Below are 13,780 nucleotides of genomic sequence, written 5' to 3' on the forward strand. Positions count from 1 at the left end.
CCAGTCCAATGACCTTCAGACCCCACATTTCTTTCACTTTGTTTTGCTAGAAGGATTTTCGTCTCTCTCACTCAACTCTGCGCTAGAGACACTCCAGAATGCGAACCTCGTTGCAGGGCGTTCCTTATATGGCTGGCAGTTTTGTGGCCTCACAAGTGGACCGGTTGTTTCAAGCATAGGTGTTGCAACTGAGGTCAGTGCAAAGTTGAGTGACGTGAGCGTGGCGGAAGATATCGTAATTGTATCCGGCGAGAACGTCTTTGATCTTGATCTTGGGAGCCTGAAGATTTGGGCTGGTCGCATGGCACGCGGCAGGACCCGTGTGACCGGACTAGGTACGGGTGCCATCGCGATGGCGAAAGCCGGGTTGTTGGGAAACGCTCCAGCAGCTCTTCACGCGTGGTATCGCAAAGGATTTTCAGAGCAGTTTCCAGACGTTGAGCTGAGCAATCGAACGCATGTTTGTGAAGGCTTGCGGTGCTCCAGTTCCGGTGGTGTATCCGGGATAGATTTGTTTCTCGACTTTGTAGCACTAGAACACGGAGAAAAGTTTGCTGATCAGGTCTCCGAGGCGATGTGTTACACGCCCTTGCGGCAAATTCAAAAATCAATTGATATCGCGACACCCAATAGCCTGACCATTCTTCATCCAATTGTTTCTAAAGTCATTGCCGAGATGGAACGCACAGTTGAGGAACCCCCATCTCCTGCGCAGCTCGCGCAGAATGTCAACATTTCTACGCGTCAACTTGAGCGGCTTTTCAAGCGCTACCTTGGTGCATCGCCCAAGCGGCATTTCATGCGACTGAGACTGCGCGAGGCCTACCGACTTCTGGTGCAATCTCGTGTTCCGATTACCGAGGTCGCTCTCGCAACTGGATTTTCCTCGACCAGTCATTTTTCAAAGTGTTTTCGTGCAGAGTTTCAGCGCACTCCGTACGAGTTGAGGGGAAAACAGTCTACCTGAGCTTTAGCGTTCGGAACAGATAGCTTAGTCTCGAAGCCACCTCCACATCATCAAAACGGACATCGGCGCGAAGCGTAGTATCCGAAACTTTGGGTCATACCGGACGTTCTCCGTGGTGCATCATTCGCGGAGTTCTACAATCGAAGTTGGAGCGTTCGATTAAAGTCTATAGGACCAGTTCTTGACGGAAAGCTTGAAGTTTCTGACGTTCTGCAACTAGGCCGCAGAGATTTGATTTGGCATCCATGGCCCGCTCTGTTTCACTGAAGCTGGAGGAACGCCATGCAGAAACCGGAAAGTTTCGAGAAGTTCTATTTTGCCAAAGTAGGTATGGGCGAGGCTTGTGGCTGTGCCGAGCGCATAATCGATGTCTATGAATTCAACCGTCAGTCCGGGGCACAGGGGTCATCCGAACCCATTTTGGCCAAGCCAAAGCGCAGGTCGTGGAAATCGCTGGCTCGTAAATACGGTCTGATTGGGCGCCCGCTTCGGCCCTGATCTGTTAGGGCGCGCGCAGGTTCAATTGCTGCAACAGGCCGCTCGCCTCCGCCTCCCAGCGCGTTTTCATTTCGGTCCCCGTCACACGGCGCAGTCCCATCTTGCGCAGCGTCTCAGTCTTTGCCGAGCTACCCGTTCCAAAGCTGGCCGCCACACGAGGCCACCAATAGTTGGCCGAGGCCTGCATCTGCGCGGCTTGGCCCTGCTCTGAAAGCTTTTGCGCCCCTTCAAGCGCCAGTTCCCCGTGATGCGTTTCAATCGGAGTGATCGTGCGGAAGGCTTCGGCCAGAGGTTGATAGGAGATCATCGAGAACTCAGCCAGCTGGATCACCACCGCGCGGCTCATCAGCAGGTTCATCATCACCGCATCGACCCAGCCCTGGATCGGATAGTTGAAGACCGCAAGGCGCATGTCGTGCTCGGTCCGGGTGGCACCGATATCGGCATCGCGCTCCAGCCGTTCGGTCCACGGGTGGTGGTTGGCATAGCGCTCGGTATCCGCGCCGAACTCGCCCATGATGTTCAGAACGCGATCCGCGCTGTCGGTTTTCTCAAGCACGATCTTCGCGGCGGCGATGCGTTCCTTGATGCCCGGTCCCTGATTGATGATGTCGGCAAACCCGGCAGCACCGGCAAGCTCGCTGTCCACAAACGTCGCCATCAGTTTCAACAGCTCGGCCCGATAGCGCGGAGGGACATTTGCCGGGCTGGTCAGCACGCCGCCCGCCTCCAGATAGCTTTCGATCGTCATGTCTTCGGCCATCGCGGATCTCCTTTTACTGGTCGTAGTCGACGACAATTTTGTCGGTCAGCGGATAGGCCTGACAGCTGAGGACATAGCCTTTTTCGACCTCGTAATCCTCAAGCGCATGGTTGGCCACCATTTCAACCTCGCCCTCGATCACGCGGCAGCGGCAGGTCGAGCAGACGCCAGCCTTGCAGGCATAAGGCGCGTCCATTGCATTCTCAAGCGCGCCGTCGAGGATGGATTGATCCTTGGGCATGGTGACAGTTTGCGTCGCACCATCCAGCGTGATGGACGCAGTGGTCTGGTTGGCCTGCGAGGCCCCATCCGCCGCCGCTGTTGTTCGCTTGGCGCGGCCCGGCTGAGCGCTGGCAAACAGTTCAAACTTGATCTGGCTATCCTCCAGCCCATGCGCGCGCAGCGCAGCAGCGATGCCCAGCATCATAGGTTCGGGCCCACAGATAAACGCGGTGTCGGTGTTTTCGACATCTATCCAGTGTTGGAACAGTTCGGCGCATTTTTCCTGCGTCACCAACCCGGTAAACAGATCAATATCCTGTGCATCCGCTTCCAGAATATGGATGACATTCAAACGCCCCATATAGAGGTTCTTGAGGTCCTCAAGCTCTTCACGGAACATAATCGTGTTCACGCCTTTATTTGCGTAAACCAGCGTAAATCGGGACTGCGGTTCGCGCGCCAGCGTTGTTTTCAGGATCGACAACACTGGTGTGATGCCCGAGCCACCCGCAAAGCCCAGATACTGCTTCTCTGCTGCGGCATCCAACGGGGTAAAGAACCCTCCCATCGGCGGCATGGCCTGTATGACATCGCCGACTTTCAAGTCAGTGTTGGCCCATGTCGAAAACGCCCCGCCATCGACCCGCTTGATGCCAACCTGAAGGGCCGCATCATCTTTACCTGCGCAGATCGAATACGAACGGCGCAGTTCCTCACCATCGAAATCACGGCGGAACGTCAGGTATTGGCCTTGCGTGAAGTCGAATTCATCTACAGCGCCATTTGTCGGCTTCAGCGTTACCACGACCGCGTCGCGGATGGTCTTGTGAATGTTGGTGACTTCCAGATCGTGAAAGCGCGCCATCAGGTCCTCCCTAGATGCACTTGAAATAGTCAAAGGGTTCCAGGCAATCGGTGCAGCGCCAATGCGCCTTGCACGGGGTCGAGCCGAACTGGCTGACCTTTTCGACGGCCTTGCTGCCGCAATGCGGGCAGCGGTCGGGTCCGCCCGCCGGTTGCGGCGGGGCAATCCCATATTCTTCCAGCCTCTCGCGCCCCTTGTCGCTCAGCCAATCGGTTGTCCAGGCCGGAGCGATGCTGGTTTCAATGCGGATGTCGTCAATCCCGCGATCCCGCAGCGCGGTTTCGATATCCATACTGATGACCGAGGTCGCAGGGCAGCCGGAATAGGTGGGTGTGACGGTCACTCTGAGGGTGTCCGCTTCCCACCGAACATCGCGTACAATGCCCAGATCCACCACCGAGATCACGGGGATCTCGGGGTCGGGAACGGCGTCGAGCCAGCCCCATATCTGATCTGTCGGGACGCGCGTCATCGTCTTACCAGCTTGCTCCGGGGTAGGCGCGCTGCAGCCACTGCATCTGGGTCAGAAGATGCCCCAAATGTTCCGTATGCATCCGCCCATCACGCCCGCCCTTATGGGCAAAGCGGCTGTCGGGGATGCTCAGGGTTGCGTCAGACAGGATGCGTGAGACCAGCTCATCATACTCCCCACGCCAACCTGCCGGATCGGGCGCAATTCCTGCGGCCACCATCTGGGCGTCAACGTCATCGCTTGCGAACATCTCGCCCACATAGGGCCAGAGATAATCCAGCGCGGCCTGCATCCTTGCATGGCTTTCTTCGGTGCCATCGCCCAGTCCCACAACAGTGTCGCTTGAGCGTTCCAGATGATACGTCACTTCTTTGCTGGCCTTGGCGGCAATTGCCGCGACCCGTTCATCCGACGACGTCATCAGGCGGCCCAACATGATCGAATGCCAGGCATCGAACAGGAACTGGCGCATCATGGTCTGGCCAAAATCACCATTTGGCAATTCGACCAGCAGGGCATTGCGGAAATCCCACGCATCGCGCAGAAAGGCCAGATTATCGGCGCTTTTGCCGCCGTCGATTTCGCCTGCAAGCCCCAGCCACATTTGCGTCTGACCGATCAGGTCCAGCGCCGTGTTGGCCAGTGCAATGTCTTCCTCCAGAACCGGCGCATGGCCGCACCATTCGCTGACGCGATGGCCGAGGATCAGGGTGTTGTCACCCATCCGCAGCAGGAATTGCAGGAACGCCTCATCGCGGGTCATCACATCGCCCCCACTTCTTCGGGGATGTCAAAAAAGGTCGGGTGCCGGTAGACCTTGCTTTCGCTCGGCTCATACAGGGGACCTTTGTCGCTGGGTGAGCTTGCGGTGATATTGTTGGCCTCGACCACCCAGATCGACACGCCTTCGTTCCGGCGGGTATAAACGTCACGGGCATTCTTGACAGCCATTTCCGCGTCTGGCGCGTGCAGCGAGCCGACGTGGCGATGGCTCATGCCATGCTGGCCGCGGATAAAGATTTCCCAGAGGGGCCATTCGTTTTTCATTTCTCAAATCCTTCTGTCTGAAGGCGCGATACGCCTGCGAGCGTTAAATCGGCAGATGGTTACTCGGCGGCCACGGTCTGGCACTGCGCGCTGCGCCAGCGAGTGGCCGCGGGTAAATGGCTCCAGCCGAAAGCATGATCTGAATTGCCGTGTACGTTGAGATGCTCAAGGCGTTGCATGGCTTCGCTCACCGTAGGCTGACTGCCGGGTGCAACATGCCACATGGCAAAGTGCATGCTGTCGAGCACATTGAACCATTCCTCACGACGCTGATAGAATTGGCGGTGAATGGTGCCCCAGACAAACTGTTCCAACGCCTTGACGCCGTTCCAAACCGAGACATTCACAATCACACGCGGGTCATTCATCACCCGAGTGTCCGTTGCATTGCCGCTTTCATCGACATAGCGCCACTGAAACCCCGCCGAACGCTCTGCAATGCCGTTGACCCGGTCCAAAGCGTTCATGAAATCGGCGACCCGGTGATCTTCTGCATCGTATTTGAGACGAGCGATGTTGATCTCTGCGAGGTGTTTCATTCGGCGGCCACCTTGTGTTGAGACTCCTTGCGCGCATGGGCCAGCAGGCCGTCACGCACCCATGCGCCATCGTCCCAGGCCTTGTTGCGTGCAGCCAGACGGTCGACATTGCAGGGGCCGTTGCCTTTGATGACGTCGAAAAACTCGGACCAGTCGGGTTCGGAGAAATCATAATGCCCGCGCTCTTCGTTCCATTTCAGGTCCGGATCGGGGACCGTCAGGCCCAGATATTCGGCCTGCGGCACGGTTTGGTCGACGAATTTCTGGCGCAGCTCGTTATTGGTGTTGATCTTGATCTTCCACGCCATTGATTGCGCGGAATGGACAGAGTCCTTGTCAGAAGGCCCGAACATCATCAGCGACGGGAACCAGAACCGGTTCAACGAATCCTGCGCCATTTTTTTCTGTTCCGGCGTGCCTTCGGCCATCTTGCGGATCGCGTCATAGCCCTGGCGCTGATGAAAGCTCTCTTCTTTGCAGATACGGATCATGGCGCGGGAATAGGGGCCATAAGATGTCCGCTGCAACGGCACCTGATTCATGATCGCGGCCCCATCCACCAGCCATCCGACCGCGCCGATATCGGCCCAGTTCAGCGTCGGATAGTTGAAGATTGACGAGTATTTCATGCGGCCGTCCAGCAGCATTTCGGTGATCTCGTCCCGGCTGACGCCCAGCGTCTCGGCGGCGCAGTACAGATAGAGCCCGTGCCCGGCCTCGTCCTGTACCTTGGCCAGCAGAATCGCCTTGCGCTCCAAAGTGGGCGCACGGGTGATCCAGTTACCCTCGGGGAGCTGGCCGACGATTTCGGAATGTGCGTGCTGGCCGATCTGGCGGATCAGGGTGGCGCGATAGTCGTCGGGCATCCAGTCTTTGGGCTCGATCTTGATATCGGCGTCAATCTTGTCCTGAAAGGCGCGTTCCTGCTCGGACATATCTTCTCGGGATTTCACACCCGATCCGGCGGTTTTGATCATTTGAGCATACATGTGGGGTCTCCTCCCTTACACGCGTTCAAGAATAAGCGCTGCACCCTGTCCGACGCCGACGCACATGGTACACAAAGCATAGCGGCCACCGGTGCGTTGCAGTTGATAGGCTGCGGTCATCACCAGCCGTGCGCCGCTCATACCCAGCGGGTGGCCAATTGCGATGGCTCCACCGTTAGGGTTTACGTAGGGTGCGTCATCAGCAACGCCAAGTTCACGCAAGGTGGCCAGACCTTGCGATGCAAAGGCCTCGTTCAATTCTATCACATCCATCTGCTCGATGCTGAGCCCAGCGCGGGCTAATACCTTGAGGCTGGCCGGAACCGGACCGATCCCCATGATCCTAGGTTCTACGCCTGCAACAGACATGCCCACGACGCGTGCAATGGGCGTCAAGCCGTTGCTGGATGCGGCGGCCTCATTGGCCAGCAGAATGGCCGCCGCCCCGTCATTCACACCCGAAGCATTCCCGGCTGTCACGGTCTTATCGGAGCCGTTTACCCCCTTGAGACCAGACAGTTTTTCCGCACTTGTTCCAGGGCGAGGATGCTCGTCTGTGTCAACCACAATCGGATCACCTTTGCGCTGTTGGATGGTGACCGGCGTGATCTCATTGGCGAAAACACCTGCGGCTTGCGCTGTGGCCCAGCGGGCCTGGCTGCGCGCGGCAAACGCATCCTGATCGGCGCGGTTGATACCATAGTCTTCGGCCACGTTATCAGCGGTTTGCGGCATCGAGTCGGTGCCGTACATGTTGTGCATCTTCTTGTTCACGAAACGCCAGCCGATGGTGGTGTCGTAGACCGCGTTTGATCGGGCGAAGGCACTGGTTGCCTTGGGCATCACAAAAGGCGCGCGTGACATGCTTTCGACGCCACCCGCAATCGCCATATCGTAGTCGCCCGCCTTGATGGCGCGCGCCGCCATGCCAACCGCATCCATGCCGGATGCGCACAGGCGGTTGATCGTTGTACCGGGTACGTCGGCGGGCAAGCCGGCCAGAAGGGCCGCCATCCGCGCCACGTTCCGGTTGCTTTCACCGGCCTGGTTGGCATCGCCATAGATCACATCGTCCAGCTTGGCCCAATCCACCTGCGGGTTGCGTTCTTTCAGTGCAGCGATCGGGAGCGCGGCCAGATCATCGGTTCGGATCTGGCTTAGTGCGCCGCCATAGCGGCCGATCGGCGTGCGCTGAGCGTCGCAGATAAAAGCGTCCATGCGTCAGATCCTCCGGTCCTGGGTCGAGCGTCATTAGGTGACCGCTTGGTCGGGTAATATTCCAATTGGCGATTCGCGGCAAGAAAAATGTAACATAATTTGGGAATCTTTTGGATTTCGGTAACATATAATTGCGCCGCAGATGTCACCCTTACTGACTCTCGGATGCTACGCGCCGATCCCTAAAGCGTTCATTTTGTACACGTTGCGCTTGGGCTTTTGAGTGTTTTGTACAAAATGGATCCGGGCGCGATAGGGACTGCGTTTGGTCGAGTTGAATACGAAAAGTGATCGTAGACCGCCGGGGGCAGTATCACTCGTCTGCTGCTGTGGCGTTGGGGTCGGCCTGAAAGCTGGCGTGTTTGGGGATGTCGTCGGCAAGCCGAAGCCAGGGCACAGCGCTGCGTGTCACCACATGTGCATCCGGGGCATAGTCAGATGTCTCGGCTAACGTGGCGGCGTGGATGTGGACCTCGCCTGGCCATTTGTCGGATCTGAAATACAGTCTCGTGCCGCATTTGGGACAGAACCCGCGATACGTTCCGGGCGTACTTTCATAGTGATTGATTTCACCACCCCATCTGACTGTTTCAGGGGGCAGGCCCACGAATGCAGTGAAAGGAGATGAGGTCGCCTTTTGACAATCCGCGCAATGGCAGGACAAGCGGCGCGTGACCGTTCCGGTCGAAGACCACGTCACCGAACCGCACATGCATTGACCTTGCAAGCTTGTCATCCTGTGCCTCTTTCATCCATTTTTGCAACCGTTTTGGTGAGGCTTCGAACTATACTCGCATCCTGCGCCCCACGCCAGAAAACCATTGTTTGTAGGATCGAAAACCGCTTCACTCGGGCATGCGCTTGCCGCGTGCGCGAACGGTGAGTTCATTTCTGTAGAAGACACACGTCATGAGCGTGCGTCGTGAGAGCCTGAGCACGACCCGCTAAAACTATTGCTGCGCGACGATATCGCAATGGAGGCCGCCAGATGAATATTCCTGCAACAATGAAAGCCATGGTTCTGACCGGCCATGGTGATATGGATAAATACGAATGGCATGAGGACTGGCCAACACCGCAGGCGGGGCCCATGGAGGTGCTGATCCGGGTCGGGGCCTGCGGGCTCAACAACACGGATGTGAACTCACGGACCGGCTGGTATTCCAAAGCGGTCGACGAGGCGACGACCGGCGGAGCCTATTCGGATGTTGACGAAGACAGCAGCTGGGGCGGGGCCGCGTTTTCATTTCCTCGGATTCAGGGCGCAGATGCGGTTGGTACGGTTATTGCGGTTGGCGCGGGGGCTGATGCGGGGCTGATCGGCAAACGGGTTATCGTTTCCGGCTGGATGCGGGACTGGGACGACCCCATGGACCGCAACAAGGCCGGCTATTTCGGATCGGAACGTGATGGCGGGTTTGCCGAATATACCAAAGCGGATGTGCGCGACGTGGCTGTTGTCTCTTCTGATCTGAGCGATGCCGAACTGGCGACCTTCAGCTGTTCGTATGTCACGGCGCAAGGCATGGTGGATCGTGCGCAGGTCGGTGCCGGAGATACCGTGCTGATCCCTGGAGCGTCAGGCGGCGTCGGCGGAGCCCTGATCCAGCTTTGCAAACTGCGCGGGGCGCGCGTGATCGCCATGGCCAGCGCGGCCAAGCATGGTGAGGTGGCCAAGTTCAATCCCGATCGCATTCTGCCGCGCAGCCCGGATGATCTGAGCGCTGCATTGCTGGGCGAAAAGATCACCGTGGTGGCCGATGTCGTGGGCGGTGCCCTGTGGCCCAGGTTGATCGGGCATCTGGAGCGCGGCGGACGCTATACCTGCTCAGGTGCCATTGCAGGGCCCATCGTAGAGCTTGATCTGCGGACGTTGTACCTGAACGATCTGACGTTTACCGGGTCGACCGTGACGACGCCCGAGAACTTTCGGGATGTGGTGAAGTATATCGAAAACGGACAGATCAGGCCGGCGCTGGCCGCGACCTATCCGCTGTCTGAACTGCGCGAGGCGCAGCAGGCTTTCATCGACAAGGTGCATACCGGGAATATCGTGGTGATCCCATGATCTTCGGTGACATATCGGTGAGGGTGCTTGACTGAAATTTGACTCTTTGGTCAAAATCATCCGAGCAGATGGCAGGAGCGTATCACATATGGACAAAATCCTCTCAGAGGCGGATTGGCGCGCGCGCGCCCAGGCGGTCCTGCCCGGCGGCGGGCTGGGCAATTTCGATCCTTCGGTGTTCCTGCGCGAAGGGCGGGGCAGCCGGGTCTGGGATGAAGATGGCCGGGAATATGTCGACCTTCTGATCGGATCGGGGCCGATGCTGCTGGGCCATGGTCACCCCGAGGTGCTGGACGCCATTGCGGATCAATTGCCCAAAGGTATGACGTTTTTTGCTAATAACTCACGTGCCGTCGAGCTGGCCGAGGCGCTTTGCTCGGCGGTTCCGTGCGCCCGGCAGGTCCGTTATGTCGCGTCGGGGGGTGAGGCGAATATGTATGCGATCCGACTGGCGCGCGCGTTCACCGGGCGTGACAAGATCGTGAAATTCGAAGGCGGCTATCACGGCATGTGCGCCGAGGCGCAGATGAGCCTTGCCCCCGACCGCGAAGTCGATTTTCCGCAGCCGGTACCGGACAGCGCAGGCATTCCGCAAAGCGTTGAGGCCGAGACGCTGATTGCGCCGTTCAACGACCCGAACTATCTGCGCGCGTTGCTGGCCGAGCATGGGGCGCAAGTGGCAGGCATCCTTGTCGAGCCATTGCAGCGGATTATCCCACCCGCACCCGGTTTTCTGCAGATGCTGCGGGACGAGGCAGATAAATACGGCATCGTATTGATCTTTGACGAGGTGGTCACCGGGTTCCGCTTTGCCTATGGCGGGGCGCAGGAATTGTACGGGGTCATCCCCGATCTGACGGCGTTGGGCAAGACCATCGGCGGCGGGTTCCCTTTGGGCGCGGTGGTCGGGCGGTCCGAGATCATGGCGCATTTCGACAAGGCGGCTGTGGGCACTGATGGATGGCTGATGCAGATCGGGACATTGGCGGGCAATCCGGTTGCTGCCGTGGCCGGGATGAAGACGCTGGAGATTTTGCGGCGTGAGGGGCAGTTTGATCGTCTGCGTGAAAATGGCCAGCGGCTGATGGACATGGCCACTGCGGCGCTGAACGCCCATGGCATCGCGCACCGGATCGTCGGTGACAGAACCCTGTTCGAGATCGTCTTTACCACCGATGAGATCCGGACCTATCGGGATATGTCCCGCGCCGATGCAGCCAAGGCGACAAGGTTCAACGCAGTGCTGATGCAGAACGGGATATTCAAGGCGGCGGGCAAAACCTATCCGTCGCTGGCCCTGACCGACGCGGATTTCGCGCTATGCGAGGTGGCTTATGCCAAAGCGGCCGAAACGATCGCCGGGATGTAGAGGTCCGCGTGTCAGATGGCGCGGGCGAGCACCAGACGAATGATGTCTTCGCGGCCCATGCCGCGCGCGGCGAGGTCCTGATCGCTCAGGGCTGCCAGGGCTTTGATGTGACTGACTTGTGCATGTGCCTCGCCCATCTGGCCGAGCGCTTCCAACAATCCGTGAGCTATGTCGCCCAGCACCGAGAGCAGGTGCGGGATCGTCGGGCGGTGTGGTGTGGATCGGGCCATGGGGTGCCTCTTGCGTATGAATGCGCCGGTTTTCTACGCCGGGGCAGCGCCGGCAACCAGCGCTGTTTGCGAATAGCCCTTGTGCGTTTCATGCAAGTCTGAGGCTGTAGAGTCGGGCATGCGGTGCGGCATCTTGTTTGCGCACATTCATTGGGGGTTGCACATATGTGCCGATACATTCAGTTTGTTGCGGAATTTTGTTCTGCATAGCGGAATTGTTCGAGGCAGGGGAGATAAGATCGATGTCCGAGGCTGTAGAATATGAGCGGGTTGGCGATATTGCGGTGCTTGCGGCCAACGCTCCGCCGGTCAATGCCCTGGGCGTCGACATGCGCCGCGGACTGCTGGCGGGCGTTGAGCGCGCCGAGGCCGACGGGGCCAGGGCGGTTCTGATCTACGGCAAGGGACGGACGTATTTCGCCGGTGCAGATATTCGCGAGTTCGGAAAACCGCCGCAGGAGCCGTGGCTGCCTGCCTTATGCGCGCGGATTGAGGCGTCACCGTTGTTGATCGTTTCGGCCTTGTACGGCACCGCGCTGGGCGGCGGGCTTGAGGTGGCGCTGGCCAGTCATTACCGCATAGCCGTTCCCGCAGCCAAGGTTGGTTTGCCAGAGGTCAATCTGGGCATTCTGCCCGGTGCAGGCGGCACCCAGCGCCTGCCCCGGCTTGCGGGGGTTACGGCGGCGCTGGACCTGATCACGACAGGGCGGCACGTGCGCGCCGATGAGGCCTTACAGTTGGGCGTTCTCGACCGGGTTCAGGAGGGCGATCCGCGTGAGATCGGCCTTGCCTATGTGCGCGAATTGCTGGCAGAGAACGCCCCGCGCCGCGCGGTGGGTGAGATGCCCGCGCCCGAGCCTGTGGATTTCGACACCGTCTATGACGAGGTGCTGCGGAAGGGGCGCGGGCAGCTGTCCCCGGCGGTTGCCGTGCGAGCCGTGCAGGCCGCCTGCGAGGCCGAGAGCTTTGCGGCCGGAATGGCGCGCGAGCGGGAATTGTTCACGGAACTGATGGCCTCAGATCAGCGCGAGGGCTTGATCCACGCGTTCTTTGCAGAACGCGCCGTTGGGAAATTGCCCGAACTGAAGGATGTTGCCCCCCGCGCGGTTGAGCAGATCGGCGTGATCGGAGGGGGGACGATGGGCGCTGGCATTGCAACAGCGGCTTTGCTGGCCGGGTTGCAGGTGGTTCTGCTGGAAATGTCGACCGAGGCTGCAACCGCCGCCAAGGCGCGGATCGCAGGAAATCTTGCGGGCGCTGTGAAGCGTGGCAAGCTGAGCCAGCCTGATCACGATGACATCCTGGGACACCGGCTGACGCTTGCCACCGACTATGGCGCAATGGGCGATGTTGATCTGGTGATAGAGGCTGTGTTCGAAGACATAAGCGTTAAGAAACAGGTGTTCACGCAACTGGCTGAGGTCTGCAAGCCCGGTGCGGTTCTGGCGACCAATACCTCTTACCTGGATGTCAACGAAATCGCAGCGATGACCAGACGGCCCGAGGATGTGATCGGGTTGCATTTCTTCTCTCCGGCCCATGTGATGAAGCTGCTCGAGATCGTGGTGGCCGATCAGACGGCGCCGGATGTGGTGGCGACCGGGTTTGCGCTGGGCAAGCGTCTGGGGAAAGTGTCGGTACGATCCGGCGTGTGTGACGGGTTCATCGGGAACCGCATTCTGAATACCTATCGCATCTGCGCCGAACATATGGTTCTGGACGGGGCCAGCCCCTATCAGATCGACAAGGCGCTGACAGATTTCGGTTTTGCGATGGGGCCTTTTGCGGTCTACGATCTGGCGGGACTGGATATCGGCTGGAGCAAACGCAAGCGTCAGCGCGCCGAAGGAATGCATCCGCAGGCCCGCGACAGCACCTATGCGGATAAGCTGTGCGAGGCGGGGCAGCTTGGGCAAAAAACCAGGCGGGGATATTATGTCTATGAGGCAGGCAAGCGCGGTGGCGCACCCAACCCCGAGGTAATGCCGCTGATTGAGGCGGATCGCATCGCGCAGGGCATTTCGCCGCGTGTCTTCACGGATGAAGAGATCGTTCGCCGCTATATGACGGCGATGGTGAATGAATCGGCGCGGGTGGTCGGCGAAGGCATCGCGCGCCGTCCGTTGGATGTGGATGTGACGCTGCTCTATGGGTACGGGTTCCCGCGCTATCGCGGTGGGCCGTTGAAGTGGGCCGATCTGCAGGGGCTGCCTCAGGTGCTTGCCGATATCCGCAGCTGGGCCAAAGAGGACGCGCATTTCTGGCAACCTGCACCATTGCTCGAAAAGCTGGTAGCCGAGGGGCGCAGGTTCGAGGATCTGAACCGGGACACCTGATGTGACATATGGGTTGTGCTTCCGTTTGGGCGGCGTGGAGGTGTCCCTCTGCAGAACCGTTCAAGTACATCAGGCGCTTTTGCAATTGCCAGCGTGAACTGTGTCGCGTGGTGACAGGGTGCTCCCGCGCCCGCGCGACATTGGCTGCGCCAATCCCGCTAGCGGCCTTGGGCCCGGCATCGCGCGCAGCGCGATGC

General features: G+C 59.1%; 15 protein-coding genes. 5 read left to right on the plus strand and 10 right to left on the minus strand.

What is annotated here, in order from left to right; genetic code table 11:
- Window positions 1-214: 214 nt before the first annotated feature.
- Window positions 215-967, plus strand: coding sequence for a GlxA family transcriptional regulator (locus tag ACR0I7_RS17965; protein WP_480513492.1), 753 nt, complete (start codon window positions 215-217; stop codon window positions 965-967).
- Window positions 968-1,249: 282 nt separating this feature from the next.
- On the plus strand, window positions 1,250-1,465 hold the full coding sequence (locus ACR0I7_RS17970; RefSeq protein WP_480513464.1) for a hypothetical protein: 216 nt from the start codon (window positions 1,250-1,252) through the stop codon (window positions 1,463-1,465).
- 4 nt (window positions 1,466-1,469) lie between these two features.
- Here the strand turns inward: ACR0I7_RS17970 and ACR0I7_RS17975 are convergent, their stop codons facing one another.
- The 9 genes from ACR0I7_RS17975 to ACR0I7_RS18015 form a co-directional block, all read right to left on the minus strand.
- Window positions 1,470-2,228: a Phenylacetic acid catabolic protein gene (locus tag ACR0I7_RS17975; protein ID WP_480513466.1), complete on the minus strand. Its 759-nt coding sequence runs from the start codon at window positions 2,226-2,228 to the stop codon at window positions 1,470-1,472.
- 13 nt (window positions 2,229-2,241) lie between these two features.
- Window positions 2,242-3,315: a 2Fe-2S iron-sulfur cluster-binding protein gene (locus tag ACR0I7_RS17980; protein WP_480513468.1), complete on the minus strand. Its 1,074-nt coding sequence runs from the start codon at window positions 3,313-3,315 to the stop codon at window positions 2,242-2,244.
- A gap of 10 nt (window positions 3,316-3,325) precedes the next feature.
- Window positions 3,326-3,787 (minus strand): 1,2-phenylacetyl-CoA epoxidase subunit PaaD, encoded by a 462-nt coding sequence (gene paaD / locus ACR0I7_RS17985; protein WP_480513470.1) that lies wholly within the window; start codon window positions 3,785-3,787, stop codon window positions 3,326-3,328.
- 4 nt (window positions 3,788-3,791) lie between these two features.
- Complete coding sequence (paaC, locus tag ACR0I7_RS17990) at window positions 3,792-4,550, minus strand: 1,2-phenylacetyl-CoA epoxidase subunit PaaC (RefSeq protein ID WP_480513472.1); 759 nt, start codon at window positions 4,548-4,550, stop codon at window positions 3,792-3,794.
- On the minus strand, window positions 4,550-4,834 hold the full coding sequence (gene paaB, locus ACR0I7_RS17995) for a 1,2-phenylacetyl-CoA epoxidase subunit PaaB (protein ID WP_480513474.1): 285 nt from the start codon (window positions 4,832-4,834) through the stop codon (window positions 4,550-4,552). The genes paaC and paaB overlap by 1 nt, the downstream gene beginning before the upstream one ends.
- Before the next feature lie 59 nt (window positions 4,835-4,893).
- Window positions 4,894-5,373 carry a DUF3291 domain-containing protein gene (locus tag ACR0I7_RS18000; protein WP_480513476.1) on the minus strand — a complete coding sequence of 160 codons (480 nt, stop codon included), beginning with the start codon at window positions 5,371-5,373 and terminating at the stop codon, window positions 4,894-4,896.
- Window positions 5,370-6,362: a 1,2-phenylacetyl-CoA epoxidase subunit PaaA gene (gene paaA / locus ACR0I7_RS18005; protein WP_480513478.1), complete on the minus strand. Its 993-nt coding sequence runs from the start codon at window positions 6,360-6,362 to the stop codon at window positions 5,370-5,372. Before paaA ends, ACR0I7_RS18000 begins: the two co-directional genes overlap by 4 nt.
- A gap of 15 nt (window positions 6,363-6,377) precedes the next feature.
- Entirely contained in the window at window positions 6,378-7,580 is a 1,203-nt protein-coding gene (gene pcaF, locus ACR0I7_RS18010; RefSeq protein ID WP_480513480.1) for a 3-oxoadipyl-CoA thiolase, read from the minus strand.
- A gap of 313 nt (window positions 7,581-7,893) precedes the next feature.
- Complete coding sequence (locus tag ACR0I7_RS18015) at window positions 7,894-8,316, minus strand: GFA family protein (RefSeq protein ID WP_480513482.1); 423 nt, start codon at window positions 8,314-8,316, stop codon at window positions 7,894-7,896.
- A 252-nt stretch (window positions 8,317-8,568) separates the two neighbouring features.
- Here ACR0I7_RS18015 and ACR0I7_RS18020 point away from each other — a divergent pair, with 252 nt between their 5' ends.
- Both ACR0I7_RS18020 and ACR0I7_RS18025 read left to right on the plus strand, forming a co-directional pair.
- A complete protein-coding gene (locus ACR0I7_RS18020; protein ID WP_480513484.1) occupies window positions 8,569-9,648 on the plus strand; it encodes an alcohol dehydrogenase family protein in 1,080 nt (359 codons plus the stop codon).
- Window positions 9,649-9,736: 88 nt separating this feature from the next.
- Entirely contained in the window at window positions 9,737-11,017 is a 1,281-nt protein-coding gene (locus ACR0I7_RS18025) for an aspartate aminotransferase family protein (protein ID WP_480513486.1), read from the plus strand.
- Between the two features lie 11 nt (window positions 11,018-11,028).
- On the opposite strand, the gene ACR0I7_RS18030 is transcribed toward ACR0I7_RS18025, so the two are convergent.
- A complete protein-coding gene (locus tag ACR0I7_RS18030; RefSeq protein ID WP_480513488.1) occupies window positions 11,029-11,247 on the minus strand; it encodes a DUF1127 domain-containing protein in 219 nt (72 codons plus the stop codon).
- Window positions 11,248-11,489: 242 nt separating this feature from the next.
- Between ACR0I7_RS18030 and ACR0I7_RS18035 the strand changes: the two genes are divergently transcribed.
- The gene (locus ACR0I7_RS18035) at window positions 11,490-13,583 is read left to right on the plus strand and encodes a 3-hydroxyacyl-CoA dehydrogenase NAD-binding domain-containing protein (RefSeq protein ID WP_480513490.1); all 2,094 of its coding nucleotides are present in this window, start codon (window positions 11,490-11,492) and stop codon (window positions 13,581-13,583) included.
- The last annotated feature ends 197 nt before the right edge of the window (window positions 13,584-13,780 follow it).

The organism is Ruegeria sp. AM1 (assembly GCF_056540745.1).

What these genes read in the sequence shown, in the direction of transcription:
- pcaF (WP_480513480.1), bottom strand. Translation starts at nt 7,580, where the DNA reads ATGGACGCTTTTATCTGCGACGCTCAGCGCACGCCGATCGGCCGCTAT.
- ACR0I7_RS18035 (WP_480513490.1), top strand. Translation starts at nt 11,490, where the DNA reads ATGTCCGAGGCTGTAGAATATGAGCGGGTTGGCGATATTGCGGTGCTT.
- ACR0I7_RS18020 (WP_480513484.1), top strand. Translation starts at nt 8,569, where the DNA reads ATGAATATTCCTGCAACAATGAAAGCCATGGTTCTGACCGGCCATGGT.
- paaC (WP_480513472.1), bottom strand. Translation starts at nt 4,550, where the DNA reads ATGACCCGCGATGAGGCGTTCCTGCAATTCCTGCTGCGGATGGGTGAC.
- ACR0I7_RS18000 (WP_480513476.1), bottom strand. Translation starts at nt 5,373, where the DNA reads ATGAAACACCTCGCAGAGATCAACATCGCTCGTCTCAAATACGATGCA.
- paaD (WP_480513470.1), bottom strand. Translation starts at nt 3,787, where the DNA reads ATGACGCGCGTCCCGACAGATCAGATATGGGGCTGGCTCGACGCCGTT.
- ACR0I7_RS17975 (WP_480513466.1), bottom strand. Translation starts at nt 2,228, where the DNA reads ATGGCCGAAGACATGACGATCGAAAGCTATCTGGAGGCGGGCGGCGTG.
- ACR0I7_RS18025 (WP_480513486.1), top strand. Translation starts at nt 9,737, where the DNA reads ATGGACAAAATCCTCTCAGAGGCGGATTGGCGCGCGCGCGCCCAGGCG.
- paaA (WP_480513478.1), bottom strand. Translation starts at nt 6,362, where the DNA reads ATGTATGCTCAAATGATCAAAACCGCCGGATCGGGTGTGAAATCCCGA.
- ACR0I7_RS18015 (WP_480513482.1), bottom strand. Translation starts at nt 8,316, where the DNA reads ATGACAAGCTTGCAAGGTCAATGCATGTGCGGTTCGGTGACGTGGTCT.
- ACR0I7_RS17980 (WP_480513468.1), bottom strand. Translation starts at nt 3,315, where the DNA reads ATGGCGCGCTTTCACGATCTGGAAGTCACCAACATTCACAAGACCATC.
- ACR0I7_RS17970 (WP_480513464.1), top strand. Translation starts at nt 1,250, where the DNA reads ATGCAGAAACCGGAAAGTTTCGAGAAGTTCTATTTTGCCAAAGTAGGT.
- paaB (WP_480513474.1), bottom strand. Translation starts at nt 4,834, where the DNA reads ATGAAAAACGAATGGCCCCTCTGGGAAATCTTTATCCGCGGCCAGCAT.
- ACR0I7_RS18030 (WP_480513488.1), bottom strand. Translation starts at nt 11,247, where the DNA reads ATGGCCCGATCCACACCACACCGCCCGACGATCCCGCACCTGCTCTCG.